The sequence below is a fragment of the Citrobacter freundii complex sp. CFNIH9 genome (assembly GCF_002903305.1).
Classification (GTDB): Bacteria; Pseudomonadota; Gammaproteobacteria; order Enterobacterales; family Enterobacteriaceae; genus Citrobacter; species Citrobacter portucalensis.
This window is the reverse complement of record NZ_CP026238.1, coordinates 550,705-569,670: the sequence shown is the minus strand read 5'-3', so window position 1 is coordinate 569,670 and position 18,966 is coordinate 550,705. Positions and strand designations below refer to the sequence as shown.

17 protein-coding genes are annotated in these 18,966 nt (G+C 52.7%); 5 read left to right on the top strand and 12 right to left on the bottom strand.

Translation table 11 applies throughout. The features are described 5' to 3' along the window. Positions 1-10: 10 nt before the first annotated feature. The gene (gene degS, locus C2U43_RS02905; protein WP_008785952.1) at positions 11-1,078 is read left to right on the top strand and encodes an outer membrane-stress sensor serine endopeptidase DegS; all 1,068 of its coding nucleotides are present in this window, start codon (positions 11-13) and stop codon (positions 1,076-1,078) included. A gap of 145 nt (positions 1,079-1,223) precedes the next feature. Here degS and mdh read toward each other — a convergent pair whose 3' ends face one another. Continuing rightward, positions 1,224-2,159, bottom strand: a complete 936-nt coding sequence (gene mdh / locus C2U43_RS02900) for a malate dehydrogenase (RefSeq protein WP_008785953.1) — start codon at positions 2,157-2,159, stop codon at positions 1,224-1,226. A gap of 436 nt (positions 2,160-2,595) precedes the next feature. Here mdh and argR point away from each other — a divergent pair, with 436 nt between their 5' ends. Both argR and yhcN read left to right on the top strand, forming a co-directional pair. Further along, a complete protein-coding gene (gene argR, locus C2U43_RS02890; RefSeq protein ID WP_003025162.1) occupies positions 2,596-3,066 on the top strand; it encodes a transcriptional regulator ArgR in 471 nt (156 codons plus the stop codon). Positions 3,067-3,442: 376 nt separating this feature from the next. Continuing rightward, positions 3,443-3,709, top strand: a complete 267-nt coding sequence (gene yhcN / locus C2U43_RS02885; RefSeq protein ID WP_003828812.1) for a peroxide/acid stress response protein YhcN — start codon at positions 3,443-3,445, stop codon at positions 3,707-3,709. A 57-nt stretch (positions 3,710-3,766) separates the two neighbouring features. Here yhcN and C2U43_RS02880 read toward each other — a convergent pair whose 3' ends face one another. The 4 genes from C2U43_RS02880 to aaeX all read right to left on the bottom strand — a co-directional run bounded on the left by C2U43_RS02880 (position 3,767) and on the right by aaeX (position 7,281). Further along, positions 3,767-4,045 (bottom strand): barstar family protein, encoded by a 279-nt coding sequence (locus tag C2U43_RS02880; RefSeq protein ID WP_103284665.1) that lies wholly within the window; start codon positions 4,043-4,045, stop codon positions 3,767-3,769. A 119-nt stretch (positions 4,046-4,164) separates the two neighbouring features. After that, positions 4,165-6,132 carry a p-hydroxybenzoic acid efflux pump subunit AaeB gene (gene aaeB, locus C2U43_RS02875; RefSeq protein WP_071444711.1) on the bottom strand — a complete coding sequence of 656 codons (1,968 nt, stop codon included), beginning with the start codon at positions 6,130-6,132 and terminating at the stop codon, positions 4,165-4,167. A gap of 5 nt (positions 6,133-6,137) precedes the next feature. Then, a complete protein-coding gene (gene aaeA, locus C2U43_RS02870) occupies positions 6,138-7,070 on the bottom strand; it encodes a p-hydroxybenzoic acid efflux pump subunit AaeA (RefSeq protein ID WP_003828814.1) in 933 nt (310 codons plus the stop codon). A 7-nt stretch (positions 7,071-7,077) separates the two neighbouring features. Then, positions 7,078-7,281: a p-hydroxybenzoic acid efflux pump operon protein AaeX gene (aaeX, locus tag C2U43_RS02865; protein WP_003828816.1), complete on the bottom strand. Its 204-nt coding sequence runs from the start codon at positions 7,279-7,281 to the stop codon at positions 7,078-7,080. A 184-nt stretch (positions 7,282-7,465) separates the two neighbouring features. Here aaeX and aaeR point away from each other — a divergent pair, with 184 nt between their 5' ends. After that, positions 7,466-8,395, top strand: coding sequence for an HTH-type transcriptional activator AaeR (gene aaeR, locus C2U43_RS02860; protein WP_008785957.1), 930 nt, complete (start codon positions 7,466-7,468; stop codon positions 8,393-8,395). An 86-nt stretch (positions 8,396-8,481) separates the two neighbouring features. Here aaeR and tldD read toward each other — a convergent pair whose 3' ends face one another. The 7 genes from tldD to mreB all read right to left on the bottom strand — a co-directional run bounded on the left by tldD (position 8,482) and on the right by mreB (position 18,668). Then, the gene (gene tldD / locus C2U43_RS02855; RefSeq protein WP_103284664.1) at positions 8,482-9,927 is read right to left on the bottom strand and encodes a metalloprotease TldD; all 1,446 of its coding nucleotides are present in this window, start codon (positions 9,925-9,927) and stop codon (positions 8,482-8,484) included. 147 nt (positions 9,928-10,074) lie between these two features. Next, the gene (yhdP, locus tag C2U43_RS02850; protein WP_103284663.1) at positions 10,075-13,875 is read right to left on the bottom strand and encodes an AsmA2 domain-containing protein YhdP; all 3,801 of its coding nucleotides are present in this window, start codon (positions 13,873-13,875) and stop codon (positions 10,075-10,077) included. A 111-nt stretch (positions 13,876-13,986) separates the two neighbouring features. After that, positions 13,987-15,456 (bottom strand): ribonuclease G, encoded by a 1,470-nt coding sequence (gene rng, locus C2U43_RS02845; protein ID WP_003025190.1) that lies wholly within the window; start codon positions 15,454-15,456, stop codon positions 13,987-13,989. Then, complete coding sequence (locus tag C2U43_RS02840) at positions 15,446-16,039, bottom strand: Maf family protein (RefSeq protein ID WP_103284662.1); 594 nt, start codon at positions 16,037-16,039, stop codon at positions 15,446-15,448. The genes rng and C2U43_RS02840 overlap by 11 nt, the downstream gene beginning before the upstream one ends. 7 nt (positions 16,040-16,046) lie before the next feature. Continuing rightward, the gene (gene mreD, locus C2U43_RS02835; protein ID WP_003025196.1) at positions 16,047-16,535 is read right to left on the bottom strand and encodes a rod shape-determining protein MreD; all 489 of its coding nucleotides are present in this window, start codon (positions 16,533-16,535) and stop codon (positions 16,047-16,049) included. After that, positions 16,536-17,558, bottom strand: coding sequence for a rod shape-determining protein MreC (gene mreC, locus C2U43_RS02830; RefSeq protein ID WP_003828827.1), 1,023 nt, complete (start codon positions 17,556-17,558; stop codon positions 16,536-16,538). 66 nt (positions 17,559-17,624) lie between these two features. Continuing rightward, positions 17,625-18,668, bottom strand: coding sequence for a rod shape-determining protein MreB (mreB, locus tag C2U43_RS02825; protein ID WP_000913396.1), 1,044 nt, complete (start codon positions 18,666-18,668; stop codon positions 17,625-17,627). Here mreB and C2U43_RS29305 point away from each other — a divergent pair. After that, on the top strand, positions 18,646-18,966 hold the full coding sequence (locus tag C2U43_RS29305) for a hypothetical protein (RefSeq protein WP_153752135.1): 321 nt from the start codon (positions 18,646-18,648) through the stop codon (positions 18,964-18,966). The two genes, mreB and C2U43_RS29305, sit on opposite strands and share 23 nt — an antisense overlap.

The window sequence follows — 18,966 nt, the reverse complement described above, 5'->3', positions numbered from 1 at the left end:
CGCCGCCATCATGTTTGTGAAGCTTTTACGTTCGGTCGCGATTGGTTTAATCGTCGGCGCCATCCTGCTGGCCGCGATGCCCTCTCTGCGAAAAATTAATACGCTTACCGCACCGCAGTTCGACAGTGCAGATGAAACGCCTGCCAGCTATAACCCGGCGGTTCGCCGCGCAGCGCCTGCCGTTGTGAACGTTTATAACCGCAGTATGAACAGTACCGCGCACAACCAGCTTGAGATCCGCACGCTCGGCTCAGGCGTTATCATGGATCAGCGCGGCTATATCATTACCAATAAGCACGTCATTAACGATGCCGACCAAATCATCGTCGCATTGCAGGACGGCCGCGTATTTGAAGCGCTGCTTGTGGGGTCTGATACGTTAACCGACCTTGCGGTGCTGAAAATCAACGCCACTGGCGGGCTGCCAACAATCCCAATTAATAACAAACGCGTGCCGCACATTGGTGACGTAGTACTCGCCATCGGTAACCCGTACAACCTTGGGCAAACCATCACTCAGGGGATCATCAGCGCCACCGGTCGAATTGGCCTGAACCCGACAGGACGGCAAAACTTCCTGCAAACAGATGCTTCCATCAACCACGGAAACTCCGGCGGTGCGCTGGTCAACTCACTGGGTGAATTGATGGGGATTAACACGCTGTCATTTGATAAGAGCAACGATGGCGAAACCCCGGAAGGGATCGGTTTTGCCATTCCGTTTCAGTTGGCGACTAAAATCATGGATAAGCTGATTCGTGACGGGCGCGTGATTCGTGGCTACATCGGTATCAGCGGTCGCGAAATTGCACCACTGCACGCTCAGGGCGGCGGGATGGATCAAATTCAGGGGATTGTGGTTAACGAAGTTTCCCCGGATGGTCCGGCAGCGCAGGCGGGCATTCAGGTTAACGATCTGATTATCTCGGTCAATAACAAACCGGCGGTGTCTGCGCTGGAAACGATGGACCAGGTGGCAGAGATTCGACCAGGTTCAGTTATCTCCGTTGTCGTGATGCGTGATGACAAACAGTTGACGCTGCAGGTAACGATCCAGGAATACCCGGCCACCAATTAACGTCACGTCTGGCGGCCTACTGACCATAAAAAAACCGGAGCATGTGGCTCCGGTTTTTATTAGGCGATATCGTAGAGAGTTAGTACGTAATGCCTGATGGCGCTACGCTTATCAGGCCTACAAATACACGCAGGCCTCTCTCGCGTTACTTAACGAACTCTTCGCCCAGAGTAATATCTTTTTTCAGCGTATCCAGCATGCCTTCCAGCGAGCTTTGTTCAAACGCGCTCAGCTTGCCGATAGACTGACGCTCTTCTACGCCGTTTTTACCCAGCAGCAGCGGCTGAGAGAAGAAACGAGCATACTGGCCGTCGCCTTCAACGTAAGCACATTCAACCACACCTTTTTCGCCGCTCAATGCGCGAACCAGGGACAGGCCGAAACGTGCAGCAGCCTGACCCATAGACAGGGTTGCAGAACCGCCACCGGCTTTGGCTTCCACAACTTCAGTACCCGCATTCTGGATACGTTTAGTCAGGTCAGCTGCTTCTTGTTCGGTGAAGCTTACGCCAGGAATTTGTGACAGCAGTGGCAGGATGGTCACGCCAGAATGGCCGCCAATAACCGGAACTTCAACGTCGCCTGGTTGTTTGCCTTTCAGTTCCGCAACAAAGGTGTTGGAGCGGATGATGTCCAGCGTGGTCACGCCAAACAGTTTGTTCTTATCGTATACGCCTGCTTTTTTCAGCACTTCTGCAGCGATGGCAACGGTAGTATTCACCGGGTTGGTGATGATACCGATACACGCTTTCGGGCAGGTTTTAGCAACTTGCTGCACCAGGTTCTTCACGATTCCGGCGTTGACGTTGAACAGGTCGGAACGATCCATACCCGGTTTACGTGCGACACCCGCAGAGATCAGTACCACATCAGCACCTTCCAGTGCAGGGGTAGCATCTTCGCCGCTGAAGCCTTTGATTTTCACAGCAGTAGGGATATGGCTCAAATCAACGGCCACACCAGGTGTTACTGGAGCGATGTCGTACAGGGAGAGTTCTGAACCTGAAGGCAGTTGGGTTTTTAACAGTAATGCTAGCGCCTGACCGATACCACCAGCAGCGCCGAGGACTGCAACTTTCATCCTAAACTCCTTATTATATTGATAAGCAAAATGTCTATTGCTCCGCGGCGGCGACCTTAATTCACAAATCCAATGAATACAACAACCACGCGTCAAGAATGCGTAGTCACGCAAATTTGGCTTTTATGCATTTAACTTACGTAAAATAAAACCTAAGTTACGTAATTCAAAACCACCCACACAGTAGAGCAACTTTCCAACAGGTGCTGACAATATACCCTACCCGCCTCTCAAAACAACATCAATTTGATAACATTTAATTTACTTTTAACCTTATTTGCGAGCCGTGACACAGGCATGTTTCTTGATAACGAAATTTGATAAAATTCCGCTCTTTCATAACATTATTTCAGCCTTGAACAAGGCAGACTGTTTGCATAAAAATTCATCTGTATGCACAATAATGTTGTTTCTACCGCCATATTACGGGTGACTTATGCGAAGCTCGGCAAAACAAGAAGAATTAGTAAAGGCGTTTAAAGCGCTACTTAAAGAAGAAAAGTTCAGCTCTCAAGGCGAAATCGTCCTCGCGTTGCAGGATCAGGGCTTTGATAATATCAATCAGTCCAAGGTTTCACGCATGCTGACCAAATTTGGCGCCGTGCGTACCCGCAATGCGAAAATGGAAATGGTGTACTGTCTTCCGGCGGAACTGGGCGTACCCACGACCTCCAGCCCGCTGAAAAATCTGGTGCTGGATATCGACTATAACGATGCGGTCGTAGTTATTCATACCAGCCCTGGCGCTGCTCAGTTGATTGCACGTCTGCTGGACTCATTGGGGAAAGCGGAAGGTATCCTGGGTACGATTGCCGGTGACGATACCATCTTCACCACCCCAGCTAAGGGTTTTACGGTAAAAGATCTGTACGAAGCCATTCTGGAACTGTTCGAACAAGAACTGTAATACCACCTCCCCGTCGCCTCGCGGCGGGGGAAAACACTCTCTTTTCATCCCCCTCCTTCTCTTTTCCACTGCTATTGATTTAACAAATGGTGCGTTTAACCATCAAAATACATTCACATGGTGAATGTGCAGCCTTAAAAACGCACATTTTGCAAAATCAAGTATCTACATGATTTAATTAAATTTATTTTGTATAAGCTGTTTAAAATGCTCTTTTTAATTCCATTGAGTTATAAAAAATCATTTTCTTAACACTCAAAACCCAATGAAACAATTAGCGTGGTATTAATTTATCGGGTGATTAGTGTATACTTGATTTTGTGATGAGGGTCACGAAACACAGACCCCAATAAAAGAATTCGACGAGGTAAATATCATGAAAATCAAAACTACTATTGCAACCTTAAGCCTTCTTTCTGTTCTCTCCTTCGGTGCAAGCGCCGCGGTTACTCAGGTGAACTCACAAGAAGCACAGAATCTGCAATCCATCGGTAGCGTCTCCGTCTCTCAGATCGGTAGTTCACCAATGGACATGCGTCAGGCCATCGCCGCTAAAGCTGAAAAAGCAGGCGCCAGCAGCTATCGCGTCACCGAACTCCGTGAAGGTGCTCACTGGCACGCTACTGCAGAACTCTACAAATAAACCCTCGTCGTCTAAGTCCGACGACTTGCCCCCGCCTGCCGGGGGCTTTTTTATGTCTTACATTGAGTGACGAATGTTAAAACGCAACTGCCCTTCCAGCTCTTCTTCCGCTTCATCGAACAGTAAAATCAACGCGCCGTATCGCCTGCGCAGCTTGTCCGGTAAATGGACAAATTCAATCTCCAGCGGCAGCGGTAAGACTTCCCCGATCACCACCTCCCACAGAGAATCCAAATCAACAACCTTTTCCCGGGCCAGACCGAATGTGCGCGTGAACTCGCGGTAGAAATCGCCCTGATCTTCTATCTCGTCAAAATCAAATGTATAGATGTTCATCTATAGCCACCATCCCGACGCCAGCTACTCTACAGACCGCCAATATCCAGGGGTCTCTCGCATTTTCAGCTAAGTATAGCCATAAAAAAACCGACGCTTTTAGCGTCGGTTTACAACTCTTAATTACTGACCAGCGCATGCTGGTATTTGTGCAGCATCCCACTGAGTCGTTTTACCGGCTCGGTCACCTGCGGCGGTGCTTGCCAGATAATTAATTTCTCCTGGTAGACCTCGAGCTCCTCCAGTAACTGGCTAAAGTAGCGTCGGCGCTTGTCGTCATTTCCTGCTGAAATTACGTGATCGGCAGTACGCCGAAGCTGACGATGGAATGCGGATAGATCCTCGTTTACCGGTACCGGTGCATCACGCAGGCGCTGATGCGCGATGATCATCGTCAGCGCCAGGCGAAACTTCGCCAGATCGCCGGGAAACTTGTTCATCAGCAAAAACAGCTGCTGATAAAGTGCCGGAAGATGATTTTCTTTACGACGTACTACATTGGTGGTCATCGCTGAAACTGCCGCCGACACGAACTGGTTGAGCAATACGCGACCTGTTCTGTCACGAGAGTTATCACGCACCAGCAGAATGACGATAAACGCCAACACGCAGCCAACAATCTGCCCCAGCGCACTGTCAAGGAACTGGCTGAAGTGGAAGGTCATCGGGTTATCCAGCACAATGATATTAATGGTGCTGGCCAGCGCCCCCATCGATCCCAGCCGTCGTTTCTGTACCTCAATCCCCAGAAAGAATCCCAGCACCGCCAGGCTCAGGCACAGTAACAGCATGCTTTGTTGCGTATTAGGGATAATCACCAGGAAATAGAGCGCTCCGAGCGGTAACGCTGCCAACGTCCCATAGATAAAGTCTATCGCCACCATGCGAGGATTTGGCAAACGCATTGCCAGCGAGGTGACGACCGCAATCATCACCATTGCACCGCTGCCGGAGGTCCATCCGGTCCATAGCCAGAATAAGGTCCCCAGCACACAAGAAAGCGTGGTACGCCAGAAGTTAACCATCGCATGATGACGCTCGGCAGACTCCACTTTCACCACCGGCTCACCTTGCAGGATCTCTTCTTCCGTAGCGCTAATCTTGGTATTACTCACCACACCACGTTTGAGCAGCAGGTAGCGCGTCGCCGCACCTGCCCAGCTATAAATCGTTACCGGTGTTTCACGTTCGCCAGTCCAGACAATAACCCGACGCATCCGCTTCAACTGTTTATGGACATCCTGCACCGTTTCAACCGGCGTATCGAACAACTCGCGGAAAGTATCAGTGATCAGTTCCGGTCGGGTGTTCTGAATAAGATAGGTTTCGCAGGACTGCGTGATAAGCGTGAGCGACAGCGTGTTCAATGCTTTAAGCCTGCGGTTAGCACGCCCCCAGCGCGAAGACTCCATATTCAGGTTACTGCGCATACCTTCCAGCGCCGCCGTACGACGGACTAAATCGCCCCAGGCTTTATCCACAACCTCGCTGTCGCCGTGCTTAATGCACAACTGCATCAGTTGATATTGCGCCACCAGCAGGCTGTCCAGCTCAACATCAATCTCTTGTTTTATCGAACGGGGAGAGAAAAGCAGATCGGCCACAATGGCACAGACAATCCCCATCACAATTTCACTGCAACGTTCGAGCGCAAATTGCGGCGTCAGCAGCGGTTCGGCCTGAATAGTAATGACGATGATCAGCGCCGTATAGCCCGAAAGCCCCCAGGCATAGGAGTTCTCGATCTTCACCAGTGACGAGATCCAGGTACAAAATCCGGCCCAGATACAGCACACCAGGATCATCAATAACGGAGCGCGGATCATACTGATGATAATGATCAGTCCGGCAATACAACCGATAAATGTCCCGACAATACGCAGCATGCCGCGATAGCGAATAGCCCCTGAATAGGGTTCCCCACCGGCAGCAAAGGCCGGGCCTGCCGCCACAATGGCTGCAGTCAGCACCGCCCAACGCGGAGTCTCAAGTTGGAAGTGAAAACCAACGAACAGCGCCAGTACAATCGCGCACGCCAGTTTTACCGCAAAGCGGATATGCTGATTGGCAATGGAGAAAATACCCATCGCGATTAACCAAACTCGCGCAGGCGGTGCGCCATTTTACGGAAGAAGGACTCCTGGCTTGCATCACGGTCCTGCTTACCGGTAATGACAACGGTAGCCGTTGTCCCGGCAGGCCACAGAGTTCCCTGCTGCTCATCAAGGCGGATTCGCACCGGTACACGCTGCGCCAGGCGCACCCATTCCAGATTTGAATCAATGGTCGCCATACCTTTTGCATCCTGCGTACTGCTGGCATTTGTTACCCCCGCCGCCACGCTATCAACGGTGCCTTTTAAGACATTATTACTGCCCAACGGGGTGATCTCAGCGCGATAACCAGGGCGAACGCCTTCTAGTTTGGTTTCTTCCATATAAGCCAGCACATAGAAAGAATGCTGTTTGACCAGTGCCACCGCTGTGGAACCACGCGTAATAAATTCGCCGCTATAAACGTTCAGGTTAGTGACCCAACCGTCTGCTGGTGCGCGAATGACGGTACGTTCCAGATCTAATTTTGCCAGGTCGCGGGTCGCTTGTGCTTTCGCAAGCTGGTGTAATACGGTTTGCAGGACGTTGTTTGACTGGTCAATCTCTTCACGAGACATGGCCTGCACGCCAAGGCGGTTACGACGGCCAGCCTCCTGGCGTTTTTCCTGGGCCAGAACCTGATAATAAGAAACATCAGCTTCGGCCTGCTCAAGGGCTTTCTTATAGCGTGGCTGATCGATGGTGAACAGAATCTGATCCTTTTTCACCAGTTGGTTATCATGGACGTTAACGTTGGAAATAAGACCCGCAACATCCGGCGCAATAGCGACAACTTCTGCGCTGAAACGCGCATCACGTGTCCATGGCGACTCGGTGTAATACACCCATGCGCGAAAAATAGCGATGAAGGCCAGAATGACCAGTACGAGAGTCGTGGCCGTACGGGAGAGTTTTTTTGTTAGTGTTTTCACTTCAACCTCAAACGAACAGGCGCGTTATTAAATAGAACAGGCAGCAATACAGCGCGGTGTTAAACAGAGCCGGATGCCAGACAAAATCATAGATGCCGGTTGGAACCAGCATCCGGCGCACCAGCCAGAAAATCGCCAGTGACAAAAGTAATTCGAAAAAAATCGGTGGGAAGGACAAACCAAACACCACGATAACGGGAAACAGACTCATGTTGACCTTGGTAACTTAAGAGAGTGCAGGTGATAGATTTTCTAGCGTATGTCACCGCAGAGAAGGGCAAGGATGAGCCAGGCGAGAGCGACATAGCTGTTATTTGAATAATAATATATTAACGTAACTGTTATGCTGTTATCTATATTATGTGATCTAAATCACTTTTAAGCCAGAGTGAACAATGGAACGATTAAAACGTATGTCGGTGTTCGCCAAAGTCGTCGAACTGGGCTCCTTCACCGCCGCCGCAAGACAGCTACAAATGAGCGTTTCATCGATAAGCCAGACGGTCTCCAAACTGGAAGATGAGCTACAGGTTAAGCTGCTAAACCGCAGTACACGCAGCATTGGGCTGACCGAAGCCGGTAAAATTTACTACCAGGGCTGCCGGAGAATGCTGCACGAAGCGCAGGATGTTCACGAGCAGCTTTATGCCTTTAACAACACGCCCATCGGCACGCTGCGCATTGGTTGTTCTTCAACCATGGCACAAAATGTCCTCGCCGGATTGACCGCGACAATGCTGAAGGAATACCCCGGTCTGACGGTAAATCTGGTAACAGGCATCCCGGCCCCGGATTTAATTGCCGATGGTCTGGACGTGGTTATCCGCGTCGGTGCGTTGCAGGACTCCAGTCTGTTCTCGCGTCGCCTGGGTGCCATGCCGATGGTAGTCTGCGCGGCTAAAAGCTATCTCGCACAGTTTGGTGCCCCGGAGAAACCCGCCGATCTCAGCAACCACTCGTGGCTGGAATACAGCGTGCGCCCGGATAATGAATTCGAGCTTATCGCTCCGGAAGGAATTTCCACCCGCCTGATCCCAGAGGGTCGTTTTGTGACTAACGATCCGATGACATTGGTGCGCTGGCTGGCTGCGGGTGCGGGCATTGCCTATGTGCCGCTGATGTGGGTGATCAATGAGATCAATCGTGGCGAAGTGGAGATCCTCCTTCCCCGCTACCAGTCGGATCCGCGTCCGGTCTATGCGCTATATACCGAAAAAGACAAACTGCCGCTCAAGGTCCAGGTGGTGATTAACTATCTGACGGAGTATTTTGTTGATGTAGCGCAGCTTTTTCAGGGGATGTACGGCCGGGGAAAAGAGAAATAAAAAGAGTATTGGCCGGATAAGGCGTTGACGCCGCGTCCGGAAAGATGCCCGATAGCGCTGGTGCTTATCGGGCATACATCATGATGTTATGCAGTACCACCCACCGTCAGGTTATCCACCTTCAGCGTCGGCTGGCCCACGCCCACCGGCAGGCTCTGCCCTTCTTTACCGCACACACCAACCCCGTTATCCAGCTTCAGGTCGTTACCTACCATTGAAATCTGCTGCATCGCTTCGATACCAGACCCAATCAGCGTCGCGCCTTTCACCGGTTTGGTTACTTTACCGTTTTCAATCAGATACGCTTCAGACGTCGAGAACACGAATTTCCCGGAGGTGATATCCACCTGGCCGCCGCCGAAGTTAGGCGCATAAATGCCGTATTCAACGGATTCGATGATTTCCTGCGGCGTGGATTTCCCCGGCAGCATGTAGGTGTTGGTCATGCGTGGCATCGGCAAGTGCGCGTAAGATTCACGGCGACCGTTACCCGTTGGCGCGACGCCCATCAGGCGCGCGTTCAGTTTGTCTTGCATGTAGCCTTTCAGAATACCGTTTTCGATCAGCACGTTGTACTGACCCGGTGTGCCTTCATCATCAATAGCCACAGAGCCACGACGGTCCGCCATTGTGCCATCATCCACAACGGTACACAGTTCCGACGCCACCAGCTCACCCATGTGACCGCTGAATACCGAGGTACCACGGCGGTTAAAGTCACCTTCCAGACCATGACCGACCGCTTCATGCAGCAGAACGCCAGGCCAGCCAGCGCCGAGTACTACCGGCAGCGTACCAGCAGGCGCTGCTACCGCGGACAAATTAACTAACGCCATGCGTACGGCTTCTTTCGCCCACGCGTCAGCACGGACTTCACCATCAAGGTCGCCAAGGAAATAGTCATAGCCAAAACGACCGCCACCACCGCTGGCACCGCGCTCGCGCTTACCGTCCTCTTCGACCTGTACGCTTACGGACAGGCGTACCAGCGGGCGAACGTCAGCGGCCAACGTACCGTCGGTCGCTGCTACCAGGATCAGTTCATAAACACCGGTCAGGCTGGCGGTTACTTCCTGGACGCGTTTGTCGGCGGCACGGGCCACGCTATCAACGCGACGCAGAATATCCAGTTTCTCTTCGCGGCTCATGCTCTGTAACGGATCAACCGAAGTGTAAAGCGCCTGATGCTCAACCGCTCCTAGCGTTTTTACTTTGCCGTCACCGCTGTCACGCACGATAGTACGGGCAGCATGAGCACTTTGCTCCAGCGCCAGCAGGCTGATCTGGTCTGAATAGGCAAACCCTGTTTTTTCGCCGCTGATGGCGCGCACGCCAACACCCTGATCGATATTGTAAGAGCCGTCTTTAATGATGCGGTCTTCTAAAACCCAGGATTCGTGATAGCTCGACTGAAAATAGAGATCGCCGTAGTCAAGACGGCGTTCGGCCAGTTGGCCCAGAATGGCAAACAGATCCTGATGTTTCAGGCCATTCGCCGCTAGCAATTGTTCACTTACCAGGTTCAGACTCATCGTTTTGGTTACTCATTTAATTCTGCCGGATGGCGGCAAAAACGCCTTATCCGGCCTACGTTGTTAGGCTACTGTAGGCCGGATAAGCGCTGCTCCATCCGGCAATACTATGTACTGAGATTGGGGCAATTACTTGCCCCCGTCAAATCATTGCTGGCTTTCTTTGCGCGGCTGACGCAGAACTTCGTTAATCTGCGGTTTATCGACCGGACCGGTGATGCGATAGCGCAGAATCGAAACTTTGCTCCACAATGGTCCCAGAACCTTACTGGCAGCAAACACCGCCGCACCGACAATCGGGTTGACAGCAAACGCAGCGGCAACCCCTACGGTGGCAGAAATTTCAGGCGCGACAATAGCTTCCATATCCAGCTCCCGACGGACCAGATTCACTGAGCCTTTCATCGCAATGTCTGCCTCCAGACCATCCACCAGCGTGTCGTCGGTATGCATCACACCATCTTTGATCCACGCCGTGCTGCGAATCGAGTCGAAATAGAAACCTTCACTGAAGGTATCGCTAAAATCAAAACGCAGTTTACGTAGCAACGCATCAAAGCTCAGCAGTCGCAACAGTTGCCCCGCATGCCCGGTACTGAGTTCGGTAAGCTCACCTTTGCCCAACCGGGTACGCAAAATCCCATTCAGCGATGCTTCGTCCGGATCCCACGGCGGGTTACGCCAGTGCAGGTCATACTCCACGTTGAACGAAGAATTACGAATCGGGGTCGATACGCCAAAGAAACTGGCAGCGGAGTCAATTTTACTGCCGCTCAGTTTACCCTTCAGTGACGTTCGCTCTTTGCCCGGCGCATTCACCCACACGCCATCGGTGGTCAGTCTGGCAAAGCCCGTATCCAACAGACCGTTGCTCAACGTTAGCGTGTCGCCTTTAATTGCTACATCGGCATCAATGCGCCCATATTTCTGTCCCCACATCCAGCACTCGGCACAGCGTAACTGAAGGTCCGGCCAGCCGCGGAAGCTGAAGTTGTCCACGGCGGAAAACGGCGAGGCTGATGTGTTGCCCGGTGACGCTTTCGCCGCGCTAGGGTTGTAATAAAGATACTTAATATTGGCCAGCCATGGCGCATTATTGCGCATCGCCAGCGTGGCGTTAATTTCACGACCCTGCGCCTGTACGATGGAGCCATTGCTCGCAGGCTCAGACACAATACTCAAATTATTCCACTGCTGACCGCCCAGGGATAACGATGGCGTACGCACGGTGATGCGTTGTGGGAAGTTGGCATTAGTGCCAACGTTATCCGCTGCGCCTTTTTGGAACAACGCCAGCCATTGCGCGCCATCCATAGGGGGAAGATTAAGCTCAATGCCTTGCTGATCGGGTAACGCGGGCACAGTACGGCTTTCCGACGTCCAGATAGCGCGGTCAAGCGTCAGTTTCTGATTCAGCAGCCAGCGGCTGTTAAAGTGGTTCTTACTGCCAGCATTACCGGTCAGTTCAAAGCTGCGCAGATTGCCGCTGGCCTTAACATTCACCGGCAACGCTTCACCGGGCGCCTTATTCAGCGGAGCAGGTAAGTGACTACTTACATTCTTCAGATCACCTTTTAGCTCAATGTCGTAGGTCGGCCCGGCATGATACGGAAGATCGATACCCACTTTGCCATTCCACGCCATGCTGCCACTTAACGCATCGTTGACCTGCGCCGGTAAAATCCCCATGCGGGTTGGCTGCCAGTCGCCTTGCAGGTTCACGGCTACCTGATAGGCTTTCGCCCCTTCGGTGGTGGAGAAGTCGACGTTCAGCGGCTGATTAAACCAGTTCGCCGTCATCGGCTCGCTCTTCAGATCGCCGTTGATAAAGCTGAATTTACCATTCAAATTCTTCAGCGTGCTGTCGAGTGGTTTAATAAACAGGCTGTTATTACGCAGGTTGACGTCGCCTTTGGCGGTAACCAGCGAGCCGTCTAGAGGAATATCAAGATGTAAGCGAGCATTCACATCGCCGTCAATTTGCAACTGTTCCAGCGTGGCGCCGAGAGAATCCTTCAACGGAGTCTCATCAAAATAAGGTCCAACCGCCTTGCCTGGCCCGTTGATATCGGCATCAATCAGCAGCTTTTCTTTTGCATAGTCGGGAATATTAGCCGTCAGGTTACTGGCCTTCACGCCGCCTAGATTGACGCTATCCGTCTTCATCCACAGGCCATCGTTAATGAAGTTCAGTTCGATATTGAGATCGGTTAGCGCAGGCCAGTCAGGTTGGAAAGCAAACTTCGCATTGCGTAGCGGCACCAGGACCTGAAACTGCCCTTCATTGTGCAGATACGGGAACAGATTCGGGTTACCGCCATACACCAGCGTGGCGTTATCCGCCTCGCCGCCCTGAATAGCGCCGCTGAGGTAGTCAACCAGATCCTTACCCATCAGGTTTTCCGGGAAATAACGCCAGGCCTGGGAGCCATCGTCGGTACTGATACCGGCCAGAATGCCCAACCATGGCTCATCATCAGCCGGTTGCAGATAGCGAAAACCACCGCGCGCATGTACCGCTTTCGCTTTAACATCAATGTTGCGCCCGTCTAACTGGAAGCCTTTATCATTCTTCAGCCAGCTTAGCGTCGCCACGCCATTCTCTATTTCCAACGGCGCGCGGAAGACGGTTTCATACGGCATTTTTGCTTGTTTCATGGAGGCGGTGAGCGCCCCATTTTCAACGCTGCCCGCAAGCGTACCGGAGAAATGTTCTGCCCCCGGCAGCAGCTTCCACTGTTTCCAGGCCAAATCGGTCCACGAGGACAGGAAGCGGGTTTTTTCTGTCGCCTGTAACGGGATATCCAGCGCAAGCACGTCTATTTTGCCGCTGGGTTGCGTGGCCCGCCAGATATCACCCAGCGCAGGCGATAGCCTGGACGCCATCGGACGCAGTCCTTCTAACCCGGCCAGTTCCAGATTACTGGCGCGAATGCGTAGCTCATCACTGCGTTTGTTATTCTCACCACCGACTTCCTGCTCGGGGATCCAGGCCAGCGTTAATGCCCCGCTCGGCCAGGGCTTATCATCCATGGTGATACGCGTATCGGGAATAGAGAATTGCCAGCCCGGCTCTTCACGGCTGATGTGCGCCGTCAGATTATCGACGGAAAGCGTATGCGTACGATTTTCACCCAGCCAACTTGCCCCGCCTTTTTTCAGCCAGACATCACCACCAGAAACGACGCCTTTGCTGATCGTCATCCATGCTTCCAGGCTAAAACGCGCGGTTTGTAGCGCGACATTATCCTGCATCCATTTGCCCAGCCATGGTTTGACGTCGATGTCGTCTGCCTGCAGCCAGACCCGACCGTTATTCAACAGCCCTTCGTCATCACGCAGATCCATACGCACCTGCATAATGCCGTGCTGTCCGGTCAGGCTGGAGAGGCTGACCTGACCCTCGGCGCGATGCCGATTTTTACCATTCAACCAGGTAAGCTGGGGGATCGCCAGTTCAGCACGTTGACCTGAGAGGGTTATAAAGCTGATATGGCTGTCGCGTAGATCGAAATGATCAAACTGACGCAGGAAGAGATCGCTGAGATGGCCGGTTTCAATCCCATCTCCGCCTTCGCTGCGCTGGATAGGAGTATTGGTGCGCAACTGCAGTTGCCAGAAGGTGAGATCGCGAAACTGCCAGCGCATGTGCAGCAAACTTTGCCAGACATCCAGCGCCAGCGTGACGCGTTTTACCGAAAATTCTCCCCCATCTTTCAGCTGCGCATGGATATTGCGCGCTTCAAGCGTAGGACAGAAATTTTGCCAGCTGGCAGAAAGCTGGCTAGCGGAAACAGGCAGACCTGTGGCGGATTCAATCTTGCCAAGAATGGCCGGACGCCAGCTATCAAGATGAGGTAACGCAAGGCGCAGTCCACTGACCAGCAGCGCTGCGATGACAACGAATGCGGCTCCAGTGAGCAGTAAAATCCCCGGCAATCGCCTCACGCGCCTCTCCTTGTCTACCAAAAAATATGACTCACACCCCTTGAGTGAATATTGCCGGATAACGGCGCTTGCGCCTTATCCGGCCTACATGCGCGGGTGCCACTACACGATTTACATCATGACGACGTCGAACTGCTCCTGGTTATACAGCGGTTCGATTTGTACTTTGACCTGTTTGCCGACAAAGATCTCAACTTCCGCCAGCGCATGTGACTCTTCACCTTTCAGGGTTTCAGCCACTGCCGGAGAGGCATAAACCAGGAAACGGTCAGAGTCATATGCATGGTGTACGCGCACGATTTCGCGCATGATTTCATAGCATACGGTTTCCACCGTTTTCACCGTACCACGCCCATGGCAGGTCGGACACTCGTTGCACAGTACATGTTCCACGCTTTCACGTGTGCGTTTACGCGTCATCTCCACCAGGCCCAGCTGTGAAAAACCGTTAATGCTGGTTTTTACGCGATCCTTGCTCAGAGCCTGCTCCAGGGAGTGCAGCACCCGGCGACGGTGATCTTCATTATTCATGTCGATAAAATCGATAATGATAATACCGCCGAGGTTACGCAGACGCAGCTGACGAGCAATGGCCTGCGTTGCTTCAATATTAGTATTAAAGATAGTGTCGTCGAGATTACGATGCCCAACAAACGCGCCGGTGTTGATATCCACGGTGGTCATCGCTTCGGTTTGATCGATGATCAAATAACCGCCGGACTTCAGCTCAACTTTGCGTTCCAGCGCGCGCTGGATTTCATTCTCAACGTCAAAGAGATCAAAAATAGGCTGTCGCCCGCTGTAATGTTCCAGCTTGCTGGTCATCTCGGGGATATATTCCGCCGTAAATTCCAGTAACGCCTCATAGGTCAGACGGGAGTCGACGCGGATGCGGTCAAGCTGCGCATCGGCAAAGTCACGCAACACGCGCTGTGCCAGTGCCAACTCACCGTACATCTGGTAGCGCGTTTGCGGGCGCTTTTTACGCTCCATGACTTTCGTCCAGACGCGCTTCAGGTAGGCAGCATCCGAGGCCAGATCCTCTTCGCATACGCCTTCCGCCGCCGTGCGAATGATGAAGCCACCCTGCTCATCGCAGTAATCCGCCACCACTTTTTTCAGGCGTTCGCGTTCGGTTTCGCTTTCGATACGTTGGGATACGCCAACGTGCGAAGCCCCCGGCATAAAGACGAGATAACGGGAAGGCAGCGTGATGTCCGTCGTCAGGCGTGCGCCTTTAGTTCCCAACGGATCTTTTACCACCTGTACCATCAGATCCTGACCCTGGCGCACCAGTTCAGAAATGTCGCGTACGGTGAACTGTTTTTGTTCTTCACCCGCCACGCATTCGGTGTGCGGCATGATGTCAGAAGCGTGAAGAAATGCGGCTTTATCCAGTCCAATATCTACAAAAGCCGCCTGCATACCCGGAAGTACACGACTTACACGACCTTTGTAGATATTGCCTACGATTCCGCGTCGCGCCTCACGTTCAATATGAATTTCCTGCAGAATACCACCATCGATGTAAGCCACCCGAGTTTCCGATGGCGTTACGTTTACCAACAATTCAGCCGTCATGTTTATCCCTTTTCTCACGCAGTGCGTTAAAATTGGTCAGCAACTCATACGTTTCTACCAGCGGTAAGCCGACTACGGCGTGATAGCTGCCATTTATCTTCCTGACAAAACAGCCACCCAACCCTTGAATACCGTATGCACCTGCTTTATCCATTGGTTCACCGCTGGCAACATAGCTCGCGATGTCCTCATCGGTTAGTGCTCTGAATGTCACTTCCGTCACTACCAGGCAGTCCAGACTGTGCTGGCGATCGGCCAGTGCCACGGCCGTCATAACTTGATGCGTTTTGCCCGACAGTTTGCGCAGCATTGCTGCGGCATGGGCGGCGTCGTGCGGTTTTTCCAACACTTCGCCATTAAGGATAACGATGGTATCCGCACCCAATACCGGCAAATCGCGCTGTGCCAGCACTACGCCAGCCTGCGCTTTTTCGCGCGCCAGACGGGAAACGTACTGCTGCGCGCTTTCCTGCGGGTGACGCTGTTCTTCAATCCCAGGGACCAGTCGTTCAAACGTAACACCAAGCTGAGCGAGCAACTCCTGACGACGTGGAGAACCTGAAGCAAGATACAGAGTATTCATATCAACCTTATTGCACCGCAAACTGCTGACGGACTTTACGCATCAGTAAGAATAGCCATGGCCAAAGCACACCATTCACTACACTACTCCAGAACACTTCAGGTCTGAAAGAGACGTTGATCACTAAAAACTCGGCCCAGAAAACAATAATATCCACGACCAGTGATAACAACATGACCACCAGCGCCTGTTGCCAGAGCGCGAGGTTTCGGAATAGCTGGAATTTCAGCGCGACCAGATAAGCAATGATACTCATCGACAATGCGCGCACGCCAAGCGTGGAGCCGCTGATGAGATCCAGTATGGCACCCACCACAAATCCCGTGCCCACATTTACGCGATGCGGCAGCGCCAGGATCCAATACAACAAGATGAGCAGCACCCAGTTTGGCCGGAAAACCAGAATGTCATCCGGCCAGGGCATGACTTGCAGCAACAGTGCAATAAGGAACGAGAGCCAAATCACCCAACGTCCCTGGCTACGATAGCTTGCCACTTACTGTCCTCCCGGCTTACGCGGAGCAGGTTGTGGCGGCGTGGTATCTGCGGGCGCTGGAGCCACGCCTGTTGCAGGTGCTGGCATTGGCGCAGGCGGTCCCATGGTATCTGGTGCAGGCAGAACTTGCGGCATCATTTGCATCAGACGTTCATTCGCAACGCGGTGTACTTCTTCCGGCGTCATCGGGTTTGCGCCATTACGATCGGCACCCCACAACAGCAGCAGATAGCGCAGACGCTGCAGACCCGCAGTCGGGCGAGCCTGAATCACGGTATATGCGCGCTGAGTGTCCAGCTTAACGGAAGAAACAACAGCAACCGGATAACCTTCAGGGAAACGTCCACCCAGACCCGAGGTGACCAGCACATCGCCAACGCGAATGTCGGTGTTAGCCGGCAGGTGTTCGAGCTGAAGATCGTCGGTGCAACCGTTACCCGCAGCGATTACGCGGATATCATTACGCAGTACCTGAATGGGCAGCGCATGCGTCGCATCGCAAATCAGCAGCACGCGGCTGGTCAATTTAGCCACCGCCACGACCTGACCTACTACGCCTTTGTCGCTAATAACCGGCTGGCCTTCGTAGACGCCGTTAACGCTCCCTTTGTCGATCACGACCTGATCGCTGTAAGGGTCATTAACCGTTGAGATGACCTGCGTCACCATCTTTTGTTCGTCCTGACGCAATGGCGATCCCAGCAGCTCACGCAAACGCGCGTTCTCCTGTTTGTATTGCCCCAGCATCAGCAGTTCGCTGTTTTTCAGCAGCAGTTCCTGACGCAACGCCCGGTTTTCAAGTTCGAGTTGGTCACGCGAAGCCAGCGTTTGCGACACGCCGTCGAGTAATTCACGAGGACCATTTGAGATAAAGTAGAAAGGACTGACGGCGGTATCCATGTACGTTCGGATTTGACTAAACGTACCCAGGCGGCTGTCGGCAATAATAACGCCGAGCGCCACCAGCACCGCCAGAATAAGGCGAATCTGTAGCGACGGGCCACGGCTAAAAATTGGCTTCATAGTCTATGCGTATTCTCGTATCAGAGCGGAAGGGCAACCCGCGGGGGCTACCCAACCTGCATCCGATTACTCTTCGCTGAACAGGTCGCCGCCGTGCATGTCGATCATTTCCAGCGCCTTGCCGCCGCCGCGCGCCACGCAGGTCAGCGGATCTTCAGCAACAACAACTGGAATACCGGTTTCTTCCATTAACAGACGGTCAAGGTTACGCAGCAGCGCACCGCCACCGGTCAGCACCATACCGCGTTCGGAGATGTCAGACGCCAGTTCCGGCGGGCACTGTTCCAGTGCAACCATTACTGCGCTTACGATACCGGTCAGTGGTTCCTGCAGAGCTTCCAGAATCTCGTTAGAGTTCAGGGTAAAGCCACGCGGAACGCCTTCAGCCAGGTTACGACCGCGAACTTCGATTTCGCGCACTTCGTCACCCGGATAAGCGGAACCGATCTCGTGTTTAATACGTTCTGCGGTCGCTTCACCGATCAGTGAACCGTAGTTACGACGAACATAATTAATGATGGCTTCATCGAAGCGGTCGCCGCCAATACGGACAGAAGAGGAGTAAACCACGCCGTTCAGGGAGATAACGGCAACTTCAGTGGTACCACCACCGATATCCACAACCATTGAACCGGTTGCTTCAGAAACTGGCAGACCCGCACCGATCGCGGCCGCCATCGGCTCTTCGATCAGGAAGACTTCACGAGCACCTGCGCCCTGAGCGGATTCACGGATCGCACGGCGTTCAACCTGAGTTGCTCCAACCGGTACACACACCAGTACGCGCGGGCTTGGGCGCATGAAGCTATTGCTGTGCACTTGCTTGATAAAGTGCTGGAGCATTTTTTCAGTCACGAAGAAGTCAGCGATAACGCCGTCTTTCATTGGGCGAATTGCAGCGATATTGCCCGGCGTACGACCCAGCATCTGCTTCGCATCATGACCTACTGCAGCCACGCTTTTCGGCGAACCGGCACGATCCTGACGAATGGCCACAACAGAAGGCTCATTCAATACGATGCCTTGTCCTTTTACATAAATAAGGGTATTCGCGGTACCCAGGTCAATGGACAGGTCATTGGAAAACATGCCACGAAATTTTTTCAACATACTAAGGGATAATCCTGAAAGCTGGGGCGGAAAACAAAATCCGCTTACTTTACCAACCACACGCAGCAGCGACAAGGCGCAAAAATCATCTGCTACGGTGAAAATTAGTGCAGTTCGTTTCCTTTGTTACAAAACCGGCCTGAGTCCATCAGGGCTGAATAAATCAGCAGCACTCCTCGCTTTTGTTTGCAACCTGTCAAAGGTCATTCACCTGCATGTTTGCTGTTACAACCTGGCGAGCAGGCAAGCACACCCCCAGAAGGCACAGCGCGCGTTATTCTACGTGAAAACAAATTAA

Excerpts from the sequence above, each read along its gene's own strand:
- degS (WP_008785952.1), top strand. The coding sequence starts at position 11 with ATGTTTGTGAAGCTTTTACGTTCGGTCGCGATTGGTTTAATCGTCGGC.
- C2U43_RS02880 (WP_103284665.1), bottom strand. The coding sequence starts at position 4,045 with ATGAACATCTATACATTTGATTTTGACGAGATAGAAGATCAGGGCGAT.
- mdh (WP_008785953.1), bottom strand. The coding sequence starts at position 2,159 with ATGAAAGTTGCAGTCCTCGGCGCTGCTGGTGGTATCGGTCAGGCGCTA.
- tldD (WP_103284664.1), bottom strand. The coding sequence starts at position 9,927 with ATGAGTCTGAACCTGGTAAGTGAACAATTGCTAGCGGCGAATGGCCTG.
- argR (WP_003025162.1), top strand. The coding sequence starts at position 2,596 with ATGCGAAGCTCGGCAAAACAAGAAGAATTAGTAAAGGCGTTTAAAGCG.
- mreB (WP_000913396.1), bottom strand. The coding sequence starts at position 18,668 with ATGTTGAAAAAATTTCGTGGCATGTTTTCCAATGACCTGTCCATTGAC.
- aaeX (WP_003828816.1), bottom strand. The coding sequence starts at position 7,281 with ATGAGTCTGTTTCCCGTTATCGTGGTGTTTGGTTTGTCCTTCCCACCG.
- C2U43_RS02840 (WP_103284662.1), bottom strand. The coding sequence starts at position 16,039 with ATGAATACTCTGTATCTTGCTTCAGGTTCTCCACGTCGTCAGGAGTTG.
- mreC (WP_003828827.1), bottom strand. The coding sequence starts at position 17,558 with ATGAAGCCAATTTTTAGCCGTGGCCCGTCGCTACAGATTCGCCTTATT.
- aaeB (WP_071444711.1), bottom strand. The coding sequence starts at position 6,132 with ATGGGTATTTTCTCCATTGCCAATCAGCATATCCGCTTTGCGGTAAAA.
- C2U43_RS29305 (WP_153752135.1), top strand. The coding sequence starts at position 18,646 with ATGCCACGAAATTTTTTCAACATACTAAGGGATAATCCTGAAAGCTGG.
- yhcN (WP_003828812.1), top strand. The coding sequence starts at position 3,443 with ATGAAAATCAAAACTACTATTGCAACCTTAAGCCTTCTTTCTGTTCTC.
- aaeR (WP_008785957.1), top strand. The coding sequence starts at position 7,466 with ATGGAACGATTAAAACGTATGTCGGTGTTCGCCAAAGTCGTCGAACTG.
- rng (WP_003025190.1), bottom strand. The coding sequence starts at position 15,456 with ATGACGGCTGAATTGTTGGTAAACGTAACGCCATCGGAAACTCGGGTG.